The 15,064-nt window shown below is 73.2% G+C and carries 14 protein-coding genes; 4 read left to right on the forward strand and 10 right to left on the reverse strand.

Annotation, left to right across the window (positions count from 1 at the left end; translation table 11 throughout):
• Positions 1 to 46 precede the first annotated feature (46 nt).
• The 3 genes from ABD213_RS03150 to ABD213_RS03160 form a co-directional block, all read right to left on the reverse strand.
• Positions 47 to 1,747, reverse strand: a complete 1,701-nt coding sequence (locus ABD213_RS03150; protein ID WP_344324157.1) for a DEAD/DEAH box helicase — start codon at positions 1,745 to 1,747, stop codon at positions 47 to 49.
• Entirely contained in the window at positions 1,740 to 2,018 is a 279-nt protein-coding gene (locus tag ABD213_RS03155) for a DUF3039 domain-containing protein (RefSeq protein WP_344324160.1), read from the reverse strand. The genes ABD213_RS03150 and ABD213_RS03155 overlap by 8 nt, the downstream gene beginning before the upstream one ends.
• A 67-nt stretch (positions 2,019 to 2,085) precedes the next feature.
• Complete coding sequence (locus ABD213_RS03160) at positions 2,086 to 2,637, reverse strand: YqgE/AlgH family protein (RefSeq protein ID WP_344324163.1); 552 nt, start codon at positions 2,635 to 2,637, stop codon at positions 2,086 to 2,088.
• Between the two features lie 17 nt (positions 2,638 to 2,654).
• On the opposite strand from ABD213_RS03160, the gene ABD213_RS03165 reads away from it, so the two are divergent.
• The gene (locus ABD213_RS03165) at positions 2,655 to 3,509 is read left to right on the forward strand and encodes a MerR family transcriptional regulator (RefSeq protein ID WP_344324166.1); all 855 of its coding nucleotides are present in this window, start codon (positions 2,655 to 2,657) and stop codon (positions 3,507 to 3,509) included.
• On the opposite strand, the gene ABD213_RS03170 is transcribed toward ABD213_RS03165, so the two are convergent.
• Positions 3,467 to 3,994: a hypothetical protein gene (locus ABD213_RS03170; protein WP_344324169.1), complete on the reverse strand. Its 528-nt coding sequence runs from the start codon at positions 3,992 to 3,994 to the stop codon at positions 3,467 to 3,469. The two genes, ABD213_RS03165 and ABD213_RS03170, sit on opposite strands and share 43 nt — an antisense overlap.
• A gap of 140 nt (positions 3,995 to 4,134) precedes the next feature.
• On the opposite strand from ABD213_RS03170, the gene ABD213_RS03175 reads away from it, so the two are divergent.
• Positions 4,135 to 4,851, forward strand: coding sequence for a TetR/AcrR family transcriptional regulator (locus ABD213_RS03175; protein WP_344324172.1), 717 nt, complete (start codon positions 4,135 to 4,137; stop codon positions 4,849 to 4,851).
• On the opposite strand, the gene ABD213_RS03180 is transcribed toward ABD213_RS03175, so the two are convergent.
• Entirely contained in the window at positions 4,842 to 5,846 is a 1,005-nt protein-coding gene (locus tag ABD213_RS03180) for a DUF3048 domain-containing protein (protein ID WP_344324175.1), read from the reverse strand. The genes ABD213_RS03175 and ABD213_RS03180 overlap by 10 nt on opposite strands.
• Positions 5,847 to 5,936: 90 nt before the next feature.
• Here ABD213_RS03180 and ABD213_RS03185 point away from each other — a divergent pair, with 90 nt between their 5' ends.
• Together ABD213_RS03185 and ABD213_RS03190 are read left to right on the forward strand one after the other, a co-directional pair.
• Positions 5,937 to 10,556: an ATP-dependent helicase gene (locus ABD213_RS03185; RefSeq protein WP_344324178.1), complete on the forward strand. Its 4,620-nt coding sequence runs from the start codon at positions 5,937 to 5,939 to the stop codon at positions 10,554 to 10,556.
• A complete protein-coding gene (locus ABD213_RS03190) occupies positions 10,543 to 11,322 on the forward strand; it encodes a DNA-formamidopyrimidine glycosylase family protein (protein ID WP_344324181.1) in 780 nt (259 codons plus the stop codon). The genes ABD213_RS03185 and ABD213_RS03190 overlap by 14 nt, the downstream gene beginning before the upstream one ends.
• A gap of 7 nt (positions 11,323 to 11,329) precedes the next feature.
• On the opposite strand, the gene ABD213_RS03195 is transcribed toward ABD213_RS03190, so the two are convergent.
• The 5 genes from ABD213_RS03195 to ABD213_RS03215 form a co-directional block, all read right to left on the reverse strand.
• A complete protein-coding gene (locus ABD213_RS03195; RefSeq protein ID WP_344324185.1) occupies positions 11,330 to 11,929 on the reverse strand; it encodes a DUF998 domain-containing protein in 600 nt (199 codons plus the stop codon).
• 9 nt (positions 11,930 to 11,938) lie between these two features.
• Positions 11,939 to 12,457, reverse strand: coding sequence for a hypothetical protein (locus ABD213_RS03200; RefSeq protein ID WP_344324188.1), 519 nt, complete (start codon positions 12,455 to 12,457; stop codon positions 11,939 to 11,941).
• A 233-nt stretch (positions 12,458 to 12,690) separates the two neighbouring features.
• Complete coding sequence (locus ABD213_RS03205; protein WP_344324191.1) at positions 12,691 to 12,978, reverse strand: 4a-hydroxytetrahydrobiopterin dehydratase; 288 nt, start codon at positions 12,976 to 12,978, stop codon at positions 12,691 to 12,693.
• A 25-nt stretch (positions 12,979 to 13,003) separates the two neighbouring features.
• Positions 13,004 to 13,840 (reverse strand): alpha/beta fold hydrolase, encoded by an 837-nt coding sequence (locus tag ABD213_RS03210; protein WP_344324194.1) that lies wholly within the window; start codon positions 13,838 to 13,840, stop codon positions 13,004 to 13,006.
• Between the two features lie 17 nt (positions 13,841 to 13,857).
• Positions 13,858 to 15,027, reverse strand: coding sequence for a serine hydrolase (locus tag ABD213_RS03215; protein WP_344324197.1), 1,170 nt, complete (start codon positions 15,025 to 15,027; stop codon positions 13,858 to 13,860).
• Positions 15,028 to 15,064 lie beyond the last annotated feature (37 nt).

Consider the following 15,064-nt stretch of genomic DNA (forward strand, 5'->3'; position numbering starts at 1 on the left):
AGCGAGGCCCTGGTCCTCAAAGCGGACGCCGTGAGGGGCTGGGACCTCAGCCCGAGGCCCGCAGCGCCCACTGACGCAGGCGGTCGATGCGGGCCTGCAGCTGCGTCGCCGAGGCCTGCGCGGCGGGCGGACCCCCGCAGTCGGTGCGCAGCTTCGCGTGGGTCACCCCGTGCGGCTGGCCGGTGCGGTGGTGCCAGGCGCCGACGAGCCCGTTGAGCTCGCGGCGCAGCTCTGCACGCCGCTCGAAGGCGGCGTCGTCCTCGACCTCCTGGACCGCCGCCGGTCGCGACGTCTCCCGGGTGCGCTTGGCGCGCGAGGTCCGCAGCAGCTCGGCGACCTGGTCGGGCTCCAGCAGGCCCGGGATGCCGAGGAAGTCGAGCTCGTCGTCGTCGAGCTCGCGCGCCGCTCCCCCGTACTCGCCACCGTCGTAGACGAGCCGGTCGAACGACGCCTCGCTGCCCAGCGCCTGGTAGGTGCCGAGCTGGTCGTCGGAGGCCGACTCCGCCTGCTGGGCACGGGCGAGCATCTCCGCCTCGGCGGCGTAGAGGTCGTCCTCGTCGGAGACCGGCCGGCCGACGACGTGGTCGCGCTCGGCCTCGAGATCGGCGGCGAGGCCGAGCAGGCCGGGCACGCTGGGCAGGAAGATCGACGCAGTCTCCCCACGCCGACGCGCCCGCACGAAGCGACCCACGGCCTGGGCGAAGAACAGGGGCGTCGCGACCGTGGTGGCGTAGACGCCGACGGCCAGGCGCGGGATGTCGACGCCCTCGCTGACCATGCGCACCGCCACGAGCCACGGCGTCATGCTCGCCGAGAACTCCGCGATCCGGTCGCTCGCACCGGCCTCGTCGGAGAGCACGACGGTCGGCCGGTCGCCCGTGATGTCCGTCAGGAGCGAGGCGTACTGCCGTGCGGACTCCTGGTCGCTCGCGATCACCAGCCCGCCGGCGTCGGGGATGTCGCGACGCACCTCCTGCAGACGTCGGTGCGCGGCCTGCAGGACCGTCGGCATCCAGGAGCCCTGAGGGTCGAGTGCCGTCCGCAGTGCCTGCGCGGTCGCGTCCTTCGGGAGCGGCTCGCCGAGCCGGGCCGCGACCTCGTCACCGGCTCGTGTGCGCCAGTGCATCTCCCCGGAGTACGCCATGAAGAGCACCGGGCGCACGACGCCGTCCCGCAATGCCGAGCCGTAGCCGTAGGTGTAGTCGGCGACGCTCTGCAGCGTCCCGTCGCCCTGAGGCGCGTACTCCACGAACGGGATCGGGTTGTCGTCGGAGCGGAAGGGCGTCCCCGTCAGGGCGAGTCGACGTTCCGCCGGGTCGCACGCCTCACGGACCGCCTCGCCCCACGAGCGCGCGTCGGCGGCGTGGTGGATCTCGTCGAGGATGACCAGCGTCCGTCGGGCCTCGACGCGCACACGGTAGGCGTTCGGGTTGACGCCCAGTCCGGCGTAGGTGACGGCGAAACCCTGGAAGTCCTTGGCGAGTGCGCCGTGCCCGGCGAGCGCGGGGTCGATGCGGATGCCCGCCCCCGCGGCAGCGAGCGCCCACTGCGTCTTGAGGTGGTCGGTCGGGGTGACCACGACGACCCGCTCGACGACACCGCGGTGCAGCAGGTCGGCGGCGATCGTCAGGGCGAACGTCGTCTTTCCGGCGCCGGGCGTCGCGACGGTCATGAAGTCGCGCGGCTGCGTGCGCGAGTAGAGGTCGAACGCAGCTCGTTGCCAGGCCCGCAGGCGCTGGCTAGCCATCCGAGCCGGAGTCTCCCTCGTCGCCGGACATCTTCTCCCAGATCTCCTTGCACTCCGGGCACACCGGGAAGCGCTGGGGGTCGCGCGAGGGCACCCACACCTTGCCGCACAGGGCGATGCACGGCGTGCCGTTGATCATCGCCTCGGTCAGGGTGTCCTTCGGCACGTAGTGCGAGAAGCGCTCGTGGTCACCGTCCTCGGGACGAAGGTCTGGGCGCAGCTCGGTGCGCTCGTCCTGGACCGTGCTCGTTCCGCCGCCGAAGATTCCCACCCGCTCATGGTAGCGACCCGGGCGGCTCGTGCCGAACCCGTGCGTCGAGCTCCCTGCGACGCCAGGCTCAGTTCAGCGACGGGTCGTCCGGCAAGGTCGTCCAGAGCCGGACGTCGCCCTCCTGGCGTCGCAGCACGTCGCGCCACAGGCTCTCCGGGCTCGGCGAGAGGAGGTCGCCCTCGAGGGCGTCGGTGACCAGCCAGGCTCCCTCCTCGATCTCGGACTCCAGCTGTCCGGCCGACCACCCTGCGTACCCGGCGAAGACCCGCAGCCCGGCGAGCTGGCCCTCGACCGGCGGCGGGCCGGCGAGGTCGACGAGTCCCACGTTCCCGCCCATCGACTGCCACCCCTCGGGCGGTCGGCTGCTCGTGGACAGGACCCCGACGGCGAGGGCGGAGTCCATCGCGACCGGGCCCCCGTCGAAGAGGCAGTCCGGCGCGTTGACGCGCCCGCCCCAGGCCGGGAGGACGTCGTCGACGTCGGCGTCGAGCGGATGGTTGACGACGACCCCCAGGGCACCGTCGTCGTCGTGGTCGAGCAGGAAGACGACGCTGCGCAGGAAGGGGCCCTGCTCGATGGCGGGGGTGGCCACCAGGAGACGACCTCGCAGCGAGTCCATGCCCCTATGATGCCCGCATGAGCGAGCCGACGTCCGCGAACGCGCCCACGTCGTCCGCCGACGTGGGCCAGGCCGACGCCCCGGGCGTGGAGGTCGAGGAGTTCACGATCGACGAGCTCGCCGCGCGCGCCGGCATGACGGTGCGCAACGTCAGGGCCTATGCCGGACGCGGCCTGATCCCCGGTCCGCGGCTCGAGGGTCGCACCGGTTACTACCGGCACGAGCACTTGCAGCGCCTCCAGCTGGTCCGCGAGCTCGTCGACCGCGGCTACACGCTGGCCGCCGTGGAGCAGGCGGTGCGATCCAGCCCGGCCTCGGCCGCCGGCCACACGATGGACCTGCTGAACCTGCTCGACCAGCCGCACCGCGAGGTCGAGCCGGAGGTCATGACCGTCGACGCCCTGTCGTCACTGGCCGGCATCACGCACGACGACTCCCTCGTGACCGCCATGACCGAGTACGGCCTGGTCGAGCCAATCGAGGGCGACCCTGACCGTGTCCGGCTGCTCCTTCCGAGCGTCGTGCGCGCGGGGGCGGCGGCCGTCGCTCTGGGAGTCCCCGCCTCCACGATCATCGACATGTTCCCGGTGGTGCAGTCGCACCTGCGCGTCGTCGCCGACGAGTTCGTCGAGCGGGTCGCGTCCGGGCTGGTCCAGCCGTTCGTCGACGCCGGGCTCCCCGAGGAGCAGTGGGGCGCGATCCTGGAGTCCGTCGAGACCCTGCTGTCGGTGGCCAGCCAGGTGACGCTCAGCCTCTTCAAGCACGAGCTCGGACAGGCGATCGACGCCGAGATCGGCGTCTTCCTCGACCAGCTGCGCCCGGGCGGGGATCAGGCCGCGAGCGCGTCGCGCAACCGGCCGAACAGTCCCTGACGGACGGTCGCGTCCGTCGGGTCGCCGGCGCGTCGGGTGACCCGTCGGCGAGCCTTGCGACGGATCCGGTCACCGTGCTCCACCAGGCGCGGGCCGTGCACGGTGGACCCCGCGAGACCCGCGAGGATGGCACGTTCCCTCTGGAACGTCGCGGCGAGCCGTCCCTCGGACTCCGCGGCGTCGAGGAGGGCGCGGGCGCCCGGCATCGCGTCGGCCGTCTCCGCCCACGCGCGGACGACGATCTCCTCGCGCTCGGTCGCGACGTCCTCGAGGTCGTCGCCGAGGGCGAGGTCGACGCTACCGCGCAGCCGCTGGACGAACGCCATCTGCGCGTCGAGCAGCGCGAGGTCGGGGTCGGGGTAGGCCTGTCGGGCTCCGGGCACGGTGTCGAGGAGGTCGTCGAGGCTCGGCTCGTCGCGGCGGTCGGCGAGGGCGAGCACGTCGCGCAGGGCGTCCTGGCGGCGGTGGTAGGCATCCCAGGTCATGGAGGTGCTCCTTTCGTTCGCCCCGAGAGTGAGGTCATACCCTCGGTACGTACTCTCAGTATGGCGAGTCTTCGCAGTTCAGGCCACTCGAGACACGTGTGAGGGTCAGCACGGTCGGGCACCGGCGTAGACTCCGTGTCATGACTCACCCGGCCAAGGTGCTGCGCGCGGCCCGCAAGACCACCCGACGCCAGGACTACTCCTCCAGCACGAAGCGTTCGCTGCTGGACAACGCCGAGGCCCTGTTCACCGCCCATGGGTACGCCGGAACCTCCCTCGACGAGGTCGTCGCCGCCGCGCGCGTGACCAAGGGCGCGCTCTACCACCACTTCCCCAGCAAGCTGGCCCTGTTCGAGAGCGTCTTCCTGCGGATCCAGCAGGACACCTCCGAGCAGATCGCTCGCCGCATCGACGCGGCGGGTGATCCCTGGGAGCGGGCACAGGTGGGGCTCGCGGCCTTCCTGGAGGCGTGCCGCGAACCGCACTTTCGCCGCATCTGCATGCAGGAGGGACCCGTCGCCCTGGGACACGAGCGCTGGGCCGACGCCGAGCGCGCCGCCTCCCTCGGACTGGTCAAGACCACCGTCGACGGCCTCCTCGCCGACCTCGGCGGCGGCGAGCAGCTCGCCGACGCCCTGGCCGCCATCTTCTACGGCGCGATCCGCTCGGCGTCGGAGTACGTCGCCGATGCCGGGGACGCCGAGGAGGCCGCCGAGCAGGTCCAGGCCGCCATCAGCGCCATCCTGGCCGGGATGCGGTCCCTGGCCGGTCTCGGCGTGCCCCTGCCGACGGACGGCGGATCGGCCGGCGAGGTCCCCGACGACCTCGCCGCCTCGCCGCGTCGACGTCAGCGGTAGGAGACCGACCCCGACCCGCGAGGGATCATCTCGATCCACGTCCTGCCCGGGTCCAGCGTGAACTCCTCGCCGTCCGCGGCGAACGTGATCGACCCGCCGATCCCGTCCTTGGCCCACGTGCCCTCGACCGCGCCGTCCGCGGTGAGGATCGTGGCCGCGCCCGAGCCCTTCAGGATCGTCTCGGGCACGGGGTTGCCGGCCGGGTCCGTGTAGCCGGCGTCGCTGACCGGGACCTCCAGGACGACGAGGTTGTCCGCGGCGAACTCCTTGGTCGCGAAGCCGTTGGTGCGCTTCCACGTGCCCTTCGACAGGCGCCACTGGGTCTCGGTGCTCGCCGAGAACCGGACGGTCGCGCGCGACGCCTTCGCCGGCTCGGGCGCGCCGGATGCCTCGCCCTCGGCGGTCCAGGCGAAGTACGGACCGGGGATCGAGGCCTTCTTGGCGCGCTTCGCGGCGGCCCCGAGGTCGATCAGCCGGTCGCAGGGGGCCGACTTAGCACTGTCGCGACTGAAGCCGGCGCCGCCCTCGTCCTCGACGACGACCCCCAGGCGGTTGCCCTTCACGCGCTCGACGACCCCGCCCGCACCACCGGAGGCGACGATGGTGCCGTTGACCGGCTTGGCGAGGGAGATGTCCGTGGTGCGCAGCGAGCGCACGTGACCGACCCCCGAGGGAAGGCTGGAGTGGTAGAACGCGGCCAGCCGGGTCAGCCCACCCTCGACGAGCTGTCCGACGACCAGGTCGGCGCGGTCCAGACCGGTCTGCGGCGCACCGGCGGAGGTGTTCTCGATCTTGACGACCATGACAGGGTGCTCGGGCAGCGGGCCGTCGAGCGGCTCGCCGGTCAGGGGTGAGACCTCCACCAGCGTGGCCCCCTCACCCTGGCTCGGGTCGGCCTCGGGCTCCTCGGTCTCGGCCGAGCAGGCCGCGAGGACGAGAGTGGCGGCGGCGAGGGCCGCGACGGTTCGAGACGATCGGATCCAGCGGGACATCATGGGCCCAGGATGCCTCACCGCAGTGGCCGGTCCGCGCAGCCCCACCCGCGTCGGAGGCGAGTGTCGGACCTGCCTGGGAGGATGCTGACCATGGTGTCGACCCATGCCGCGCTCGGCCGCTTCGCCTCGGCCACGCAGTCGTGGTTCACCGACGCGTTCGCGACACCCACCCCGGCCCAGGAGGGCGCGTGGGCGGGCCTGGACTCCGGGGCCGACGTCCTCGTCGTCGCGCCCACCGGGTCGGGCAAGACGCTGGCGGCCTTCCTGTCGGCGGTCGACTCGCTCCTGCACGCTCCGCCGCCGCAGGACCCGATGCGGCGCACCCGCGTCCTCTACGTCTCCCCGCTCAAGGCGCTGGCCGTCGACGTCGAGCGCAACCTGCGCTCGCCGTTGGTGGGCATCACCCAGGCCGCGGCACGGCTCGGAGAGGACTACACCCCCGTGAGCGTGGGAGTCCGCTCGGGCGACACCACGCAGCAAGAACGTCGACGCCTCGCGACGCGTCCGCCGGACATCCTCATCACGACTCCCGAGTCGCTGTTCCTGATGCTCACGTCCGCGGCGCGGGAGACCCTGCTCGGCGTCGAGACCGTCATCATCGACGAGGTCCACGCCGTCGCCGGGACCAAGCGCGGTGCCCACCTGGCCCTCTCGCTCGAGCGTCTCGACGCCCTGCGCGCGGGTGCCGACCCGGACGCGCCGGAGGCGGCGACGCGTCCTCAGCGCATCGGTCTGAGCGCCACCGTGAGCCCGCACGAGGAGGTCGCGCGGTTCCTCGGCGGCCGGCGGCGCGTGGAGGTCGTCGCGCCGAGGACACCGTCGCTGCTCGAGCTCGACGTGGTCGTCGCCGTCGACGACATGACCGACCTCTCCCGACCGCCGGTCGAGCAACCGGCCGACGACGTCAGCCGCTCGGCCGCGCGCAGCGTCGGCGACGACGCGGGGGGCAGCATCTGGCCGTTCGTCGAGCACGACGTCATCGAGCGGATCCTGCAGGTCCGCTCCACCATCGTCTTCTGCAACTCCCGGGGCCAGGCCGAGCGTCTCACCTCCCACCTCAACGAACGCTGGGCGGAGCGGATCGAGAACGCCGAGGGTCACGCGCCGGTGCGCGACGCCGGGTCCGCACCCACGCAGGTCGGCGGCGCCAGCGGCACGTCCGCGGGGGCCGAGCCGACGCTCGCGCGCGCCCACCACGGCTCGGTCAGCAAGGAGCAGCGTGCGCTCATCGAGGACGACCTCAAGTCGGGGCGGCTGCGGTGCGTCGTCGCCACCTCCAGCCTGGAGCTGGGCATCGACATGGGTGCGGTCGACCTCGTCGTGCAGGTCTCCACGCCGCCGTCGGTCGCGAGCGGGCTGCAGCGCGTCGGCCGTGCCGGGCACCAGGTCGGAGCCACCTCGCGCGGCCTCATGTACCCCACCACACGGCACGACCTCGTCGGTTCGGCCGTCACCGCCGAACGCATGCGCGCCGGTGCGATCGAGCAGCTGTCCGTGCCCGCCAACCCGCTGGACGTGCTCGCCCAGCAGACGGTGGCGGCCGCGGCCCTGGAGCCGCTCGACGTCGAGGAGTGGTTCGACCTCGTCCGGCGGGCGGCCCCGTTCGCCACGCTCCCCCGCTCGATCTTCGAGGCCACCCTCGACCTGCTGGCCGGGCGCTACCCCTCCGACGCCTTCGCCGAGCTGCGCCCGCGCCTGGTCTGGGACCGCGACGCCGGCACCCTCACGGGCCGACCCGGGGCCCAGCGCCTGGCCGTGACCAGTGGCGGGACCATCCCGGACCGCGGCATGTTCTCCGTCGTCCTCGCCGACGGGGCCGACGACGCCTCCGCGCCACGCAAGGTCGGCGAGCTCGATGAGGAGATGGTCTACGAGTCACGCGTCAACGACGTCTTCGCCCTCGGTGCCACGAGCTGGCGCATCCAGGACATCACCCACGACCGTGTCGTCGTCACCCCGGCGTTCGGCGAACCGGCCCGACTCCCGTTCTGGCGCGGCGACGCCGAGGGCAGGCCCGCCGAGCTGGGCGAGGCGATCGGCGAGTTCGTCCGACGCGCCGGCGACGGTGCCACCCCGGCCGACCTCGACGAACGCGCCGGCCGCAACCTCACGGCCTTCCTGTCCGAGCAACGGGCCGCCGTCGGGGTGCTGCCCACCGACCGCGACCTCGTCCTCGAACGCTTTCGCGACGAGCTCGGCGACTGGCGTCTCGTGCTCCACTCCCCGTACGGTCGACGCGTCCACGCCCCCTGGGCGCTCGCCGTCGGTGCGCGGGTGCTCGAGCGCCACGGGGTCGACGGCTCCGTCGTGGCCAGCGACGACGGGATCGTCGCGCGGGTCCCGGACGTCACCGGTGCCGGCGAGGAGCCGCCGGGCACCGACCTGTTCGTCTTCGAGGCCGACGAGCTCGAGCAGCTCGTGACCGTGGAGGTCGGCGGCTCCGCGCTGTTCGCCGCGCGGTTCCGCGAGTGTGCCGCCCGGGCGCTGCTGCTGCCGCGTCGCAACCCCGGGGCGCGCGCTCCGCTGTGGCAGCAGCGCCAGCGCGCGGCCCAGCTGCTGGACGTCGCGCGCACGTACCCGGACTTCCCGATCCTGCTCGAGACCGCCCGGGAGTGCCTGCAGGACGTCTACGACCTGCCGGCCCTCCTCGGCCTGATGAAGCGGATCGAGGGGCGTGAGATCCGGCTGAGCGAGGTCACGACCGAGCGGGCGTCCCCGTTCGCCCAGACCCTGCTGTTCGGCTACGTCGCCTCGTTCCTCTACGAGGGCGACACCCCCCTCGCCGAGCGCCGGGCCGCCGCCCTGGCTCTCGACCCGTCGTTGCTGGCCGAGCTGCTCGGCCGCGCGGAGCTGCGCGAGCTGCTCGACCCGGAGGTGCTCGAGCGCACCGAGGCCGAGCTGCAACGGCTCGCCGAGGACCGACGGCTGAGCGGCGTCGAGGGGGTCGCCGACCTCCTGCGCCTGCTGGGGCCGCTCACCGTCGAGGAGGTCACCGCGCGGATCACCGACGACGACGCCGCCCCGCTGCTCGTCGAGCTCCAGGCATCGCGTCGTGCCCTGGAGGTGGCCGTCGCCGGAGCCACGCACTGGGCGGCGGTCGAGGACGCCGGTCGGCTGCGCGACGCCCTGGGCGCGGCAGTGCCGCTCGGCGTCCCCGACGCGCACCTGCAGTCCGTCGCCGACCCCCTCGGCGACCTCCTGTCCCGCTACGCCCGCACCCACGGACCCTTCACCACGGCGGAGGCCGCGCGACGGCTCGGGCTCGGGACGGCCGTCGTCGCCGACGTCCTCGGTCGGCTCTCGCGCGACGGCCGACTGACCCAGGGCGAGTTCCGCCCGACCGCGACCGGCAGCGAGTGGGTCGAGCCAGGGGTGCTGCGGCGCCTTCGCAGTCGCTCGCTCGCCGCCGCCCGCCAGCAGATCGAACCGGTCGAGCCACCGGCACTCGCTCGCTTCGTCCCCGCCTGGATGGGGGTGCAGGGCTCAGCGCGCGGTCCGGAGGCCGTGCTCTCGGCCGTCGACCAGCTCGCCGGGGTCTCCCTCCCGGCCTCGGCGTGGGAGTCGCTCGTGCTGCCCAGCCGCGTCCGCGACTACTCCCCCGGCATGCTCGACGAACTGCTGGGTGCCGGTGAGATCGTGTGGACGGGCGCAGGCTCGCTGCCAGGACAGGACGGGTGGGTGCAGCTCCACCCGGCTGACCTCGTGCTGCCCGCCGCGAAGGACACGCCGGAGCTCTCCGCCGTGGCCGAGCAGCTCCTCGGGGCCCTGGACGGTGGGGGTGCGTACCTGTTCCGTCAGCTCGTCGACCACCTGGCCGTCCACGCTCCCACGATGGTCGAGGACACCGTCGTCGTCGAGGCGTTGTGGGAGCTGGTCTGGGCGGGGCGGGTGGCCGGCGACTCCTTCACCCCGATCCGCAGCCGGCTGGGCGGACGCGGAGCGCACCGCACGCGTGGACCGTCGGCCCGTGCTCGACCCGGGCGGGGCCCAGGACGTGGGGCCGGACTCCGACGCGCGCGGCTCGGACCCCCCACCGCCTCCGGCCGCTGGTTCGCCGTTCCGCAACCCCTCACCGGGACCGAGCTGCAGCTCGCCCGCACCGAGACGCTCCTGAGCCGCTACGGCATCGTCACCCGCGGCCCCGTCATGGCCGAGCAGACCCCCGGTGGCTTCGCCGCGGCCTACCGTGTGCTGCGTGAGCTGGAGCAGACCGGCGCCTGTCTTCGCGGGTACTACGTCGACGGACTGGGAGCGGCTCAGTTCGCCGCCCCGGCCACCGTCGACCGGTTGCGCACCTTCCAGCGGGACGAGGAGACGCCCGCCGACGTCGAGGCCGTCGTGCTCGCGGCGACCGACCCCGCGAACGTCTTCGGTGCAGCCCTTCCCTGGCCCGACGTCCACGACCCCGCCGACGGCACCCGTGCCCGACCGGCACGCAAGGCCGGTGCCCTCGTCGTCGTGCACGACGGGCACGCCGTGCTCTACCTCGAGCGGGGCGGGCGCACCGGGCTCCTGTTCGACGTCCAGCCGGCGCGGCTGCAGGCTGCGGCTCGCGCCCTCGCCAGCGCCGTGCGGTCCGGCCGGGTCCCCCGGCTCACGATCGAGAGCCTCGCCGGGCGCGGCGTCACGTCCTCCGCGCTCGGCGACGCCCTGCTCGAGGCCGGCTTCGAGCGCCACCCCAAGGGACTGCGGCTCGATGCCCGAAGGTGACACCGTATGGCGCGCCGCCCACCACCTGCACGAGGTCTTCGCGGGCCGCGAGCTGACCCGCACCGACTTCCGGGTGCCCGCCCACGCCACGCTCGACCTGTCCGGGCGCGTGGTCGATGAGGTGCTCAGCCGGGGCAAGCACCTGTTGATCCGGACGGGCGACGCCTCGATCCACTCGCACCTGAAGATGGAGGGCGCCTGGCACGTCCACCGGCTCGGGACACGGTGGCGTCGACCCGCCCACCAGGCCCGGGCCGTCCTCGAGACGGCCGAGCACCAGGCGGTCGGCTACTCCCTCGGCATCCTCGAGGTGCTCCAGCGTGACCAGGAGGACCGAGCCGTCGGGCACCTCGGCCCCGACGTCCTCGGCCCCGACTGGGACCTCGAGGAGGCGGTCCGACGCGTCGGCACGGAACCCGACCGCCCGGTCTTCCTCGCCCTGCTCGACCAACGCAACCTCGCCGGGCTGGGGAACGAGTACGTCAACGAGCTGCTCTTCCTCTCCGGACTCGCCCCCGAGCGGCCCGTCGGAGCGGTCGGCGACCTCGAGGCTCTCCTCCGGCGAGGTCACCTGCTCCTGCAGACCAACAAGTCGCGGGTCGAGCGCACCTTCACGGGCATCACCCGCCCCGGTCAGGAACGGTGGGTCTACCGGCGCGAACGCGGGCGGTGCCGACGATGCGGGACGCGACTGCGGTCGGGAAGCCTCGGTGACGTCCCCACCCAGGAGCGCAACACGTTCTGGTGCCCGCACTGCCAGCCGTGAGGGCGCGTCAGCCCCGGACCGACCTCGCGTCGGGGTCGAGCGATCGTGTGAAGAGCCACGCCATCCAGCCCAGCGCCGCCGTCAGGGCGACCCGCTGGGCCAGACCCGTCCAGTCGCCCTGACCGGAGGCGAGGAGCATCGCCCACAGGGCGACCGTCGAGGCCACGAACCCGACCACCGTCTCGGTGCGCATGACCGGCTCGCGTCGCCACCGTGCCGCGAGCAGGAAGCCGGCCGCCGGCACCAGCGCCCCGAGGCACAGCAACGCCACCGTCTCCCACGAGCCGGACGCCTCGCCCGGCCGCGCACCTTCCGGGACGGACGCCAGCAGGACGAGTCCCACCCCACCGAGCTGCAGCAGCAGTGCCGCTGCCCCGGCTCGCGCGTTCGGGTCGAGACGCCGGACCGCGGGTCGCGACGCGAGCACGACCGCGACCCCTGCTCCCAGGCACGTCGCACGCCACAGCCAGGCGGGAAGGGCACCGAGGTCGACCGCACGGGCGACCTCGACGGTGAGTCCCTCGCCCAGCAGGCCGGTGGTCCAGAGTCCGACGAGCGCGAGAGCGGTCCCGATCGCCGCCGACGTCGAGAGGGGTTGGTCGCGCACGCCTCGACCCTACTGGGATCCGCCCCGCCCGTGGGTCGCCTGCCAGTCCTGCCAGCGTCGCTGTGCGCTCACGGCCCGGACGTGCTCGGTCACCCGCCGCGGCCACAGCAGCGCCATCGCGGCCACCGAGACGAGCAGGTAGACACCGGTCACGACCAGCGCGACCGGACCGACCCCCGGCGTCGGCCCGAGCAGGTTCGGCGCCGCCTGCGCCACCACGCCGGTGCCGAGGCTCGCCAGACAGGTGAGGACGTTGACGCCGCCCAAGGCGGTGGCGACGATGCGCGCCCAGGCTCGACCGCGTCGGTTCATCACCGCCATCCAGACCCATGCGCAGGCCGCCACGAGACCCCACAGGACGGTCAACGCCCCGATGGCGACGACGAAGGCATCGACGAAGGCGTCGTACTCGGGGCCGAAGGTCGGGTCGGCCGGGTCGATGTCGACGTACATCGCCTCTCGCACGAGACCGAGGTCGAGCAGGAACAGCGCCCCGGAGGCGAGGGCCAGGACGGCGCCGACGTACATCAGGCGGACCGCCGCGGTCAGCGCACCGGGCCGTGGTGGGACTGGGTGCGGCCTCGGCGGCTCCGGCGGCACCCACCGTCCCGACGGGACGGGCGGTCCGGGCTGCGGCCCGGGCGGTGCCGACACCGGCGGACGGGGTGGCGGCGACGGCTGACGCGGTGGGCCCCAGTGCTCGGGTGGGAGCACGGGTCCGGGATCCTCCCCGGGGTACGGCGGGTAGGCGGACGACCCACTCACGCCCGTGCCAGGTCGTCGAGCAGTCCGGCGAGGCGCACGTCGGCGTCGGTGACCCCTCCGGCGTCGTGGCTGGTGAGCCGTACGTCCACCCGCGAGTACACGTTCGTCCACTCCGGGTGGTGGTTCATCTCGTCGACGGGTCCTGTCGCACGGTGCAGGAAGGCCATCGCCGCGACGAAGCTCTCGAACTCGTACGTCTTGGTCAGGGCGTCGGGACCACCGGCCCAACCGTCGAGTCCGGCGAGAGCGTCGTCGACGGCGCGCTGGTCGTAGGGATCACTCATGGCACGACGCTAGAGGACCACCGCGTCATCCGCGAGCGCGCTCGCCGATGATCTCCGCCAGCCGTTGGGGTTCCTGGTCGGGGATCCAGTGGCTGGCACCCTCCATCACCTCCAGGCGGTACGGCGCCCGCACGTAGTCCCCACAGAGCTCGGCGCCGGCCCGGTCGAGCGCGGAGTCGCCGGAGCTCCAGACGTGGGTCGTGGGGACCCGGCTGCGTCCCCGCGCCGCACCCGGCGACAGCAGGAGGCCGCGGTAGTAGCCGATCGCCGGCGACAGCGCGCCGGACTCGACGATCTCGGCCTGCACGCGCTCGAACAGCTCGGCGTCCATGCCCGAGCTCGCGAGCAGCCGGGCGAAGACGCCCGGCACGCGGGTGATGACCAGCTCGGGCAGCACCGGCAGCTGGAAGAACAGGATGTACCAGGAGCGCAGCAGCTGCCGACTGGTCAGGAAGGACTTCACGAAGGCCGCCGGGTGCGGGACCGAGACCGAGGTGTGCGTGCGCACGAGGTCGGGACGGGCGACCGAGACGCCCCACGAGACCACCGCCCCCCAGTCGTGCCCGACGAGGTGCACAGGGGCGCCGACGCGCTCGATCAGCGACACGACGTCGGCCACCAGGAGATCGGTCCGGTACGACCAGCGTCCACGGGGACGAGCACCGGGTGAGTACCCGCGCTGGTCGAGGGCGATCGTGCGGTACCCCTGTGCATTCAGGAGCGGCACGACCGCGTCCCAGCAGCTCGACGTCTGGGGGAACCCGTGCAGCAGCAGCACGACCTCCCCGCTCTTCGGTCCCTCGTCCTTCACGTCGAAGCGCAGTCCGTCGTGCAGGTGGGTGGAGATGCGGTGCACCGTCATGCAGGCAACCTAGGCCATCAGCACCGTCGGGCGGGCACGTGGTCGAGACGGTTCGCCACCCACCGGGCGATCCGGTCGACCTTGGCCCGCGCCCGCGCGAAGCCCCCGTCGGCCAGGATCGAGACACCGTACTTGCGGCCGTCGCTGAGCGTGACGATGGCGAGCTGGCGCACCTCGGTGCCTCCGTAGCCGATCTTCTGGATGGTCCTCGACCTCAGCTTCGTCTGGAGCAGGCCGAACGGGTAGGACGGTCGGGCCTTCTTCATCTCGATGCGTGCCGGACGGGCCTTGGGGGCGCACGCGATGCGCGAGGCGTACCGCGACTGGTGCGACACGTGCCAGTACGTGAGGCCCGGGCCGACCGCGCTCATGCGGGTCGAGGGGTCTCCGTGGGCACGGAGGTGACGGTTGAGGATGGACCGTCGGGACGACCCGAGCGAGTCGTAGACCCGACGGGCGGCAGCGTTGTTGGAGTAGCGCAGAGCCGCCGACTTGTCGGCCCTGCTGCCGGTGCGTCGTGAGTCCGCAGCGACGACGATCGGCACCTTGATGGTCGACCAGGCGAAGTCGCGGCGGTGGTCGCCGACCGTCAGCGTCCTGCCGGACCCCAGGGGCGTGACCGCCACGCTGGCGTTCTTGATCTTGAGCGAGGAGTACCCCGCGGACCACTTCGTGCGGGAGTTGATCTTCTTCGACGTCGCGTCCGTCCAGCCGGGACTTGCCTTGGCGCGGACCCGCAGGGTGGAGAACGGCACCTTCCGGGCGAAGACGAGCCGCCCGTTCGCATCGCTGGTGCGCGTGCGCAGGGAGACCCATCGGCGCCCGTCGTGGCGTTGCAGGACGAAGACCGTGCGCTTGCCCGACCGGCTGCGCACGGAGACCGCCGGCAGGCTCGAGCGAGTGGTCAACGAGACGCTCACTGCCTGTTGCCTCACCGTCGGCGTCGGCGTCGGCGTCGGCGTCGGGCTGGGCGACGGTGTCGGTGTCGGTGTCGGTGTCGGTGTCGTGGACGGGCTCGGCGTCGAGGCGTCCTGCGACTCCACCTGCGCCGGCTCGCTCTCGGGAGCAGGCGGCGGGGCCTCGTCGGCGACGGCGGCGCCGCCGAGTCCCGTGAGGGTCAGCGTGAGGACGACGAGGGCCAGCAGAGGTCGGCTCCCCCGCGGCCGGGCGGGACGCCTGGTCTGCATGCGCTCACCCTAGACCCCGGGCTCGCCGCCCGCGACG

This window comes from Aeromicrobium halocynthiae (genome assembly GCF_039531385.1).
Taxonomy (GTDB): Bacteria; Actinomycetota; Actinomycetes; order Propionibacteriales; family Nocardioidaceae; genus Aeromicrobium; species Aeromicrobium halocynthiae.

Bases quoted from the DNA above. Each gene is read 5' to 3' on its own strand.
- ABD213_RS03185 (WP_344324178.1), top strand. From the start codon at position 5,937: ATGGTGTCGACCCATGCCGCGCTCGGCCGCTTCGCCTCGGCCACGCAG.
- ABD213_RS03165 (WP_344324166.1), top strand. From the start codon at position 2,655: ATGAGCGAGCCGACGTCCGCGAACGCGCCCACGTCGTCCGCCGACGTG.
- ABD213_RS03170 (WP_344324169.1), bottom strand. From the start codon at position 3,994: ATGACCTGGGATGCCTACCACCGCCGCCAGGACGCCCTGCGCGACGTG.
- ABD213_RS03210 (WP_344324194.1), bottom strand. From the start codon at position 13,840: ATGACGGTGCACCGCATCTCCACCCACCTGCACGACGGACTGCGCTTC.
- ABD213_RS03175 (WP_344324172.1), top strand. From the start codon at position 4,135: ATGACTCACCCGGCCAAGGTGCTGCGCGCGGCCCGCAAGACCACCCGA.
- ABD213_RS03215 (WP_344324197.1), bottom strand. From the start codon at position 15,027: ATGCAGACCAGGCGTCCCGCCCGGCCGCGGGGGAGCCGACCTCTGCTG.
- ABD213_RS03150 (WP_344324157.1), bottom strand. From the start codon at position 1,747: ATGGCTAGCCAGCGCCTGCGGGCCTGGCAACGAGCTGCGTTCGACCTC.
- ABD213_RS03160 (WP_344324163.1), bottom strand. From the start codon at position 2,637: ATGGACTCGCTGCGAGGTCGTCTCCTGGTGGCCACCCCCGCCATCGAG.
- ABD213_RS03190 (WP_344324181.1), top strand. From the start codon at position 10,543: ATGCCCGAAGGTGACACCGTATGGCGCGCCGCCCACCACCTGCACGAG.
- ABD213_RS03180 (WP_344324175.1), bottom strand. From the start codon at position 5,846: ATGATGTCCCGCTGGATCCGATCGTCTCGAACCGTCGCGGCCCTCGCC.
- ABD213_RS03200 (WP_344324188.1), bottom strand. From the start codon at position 12,457: ATGTACGTCGGCGCCGTCCTGGCCCTCGCCTCCGGGGCGCTGTTCCTG.
- ABD213_RS03205 (WP_344324191.1), bottom strand. From the start codon at position 12,978: ATGAGTGATCCCTACGACCAGCGCGCCGTCGACGACGCTCTCGCCGGA.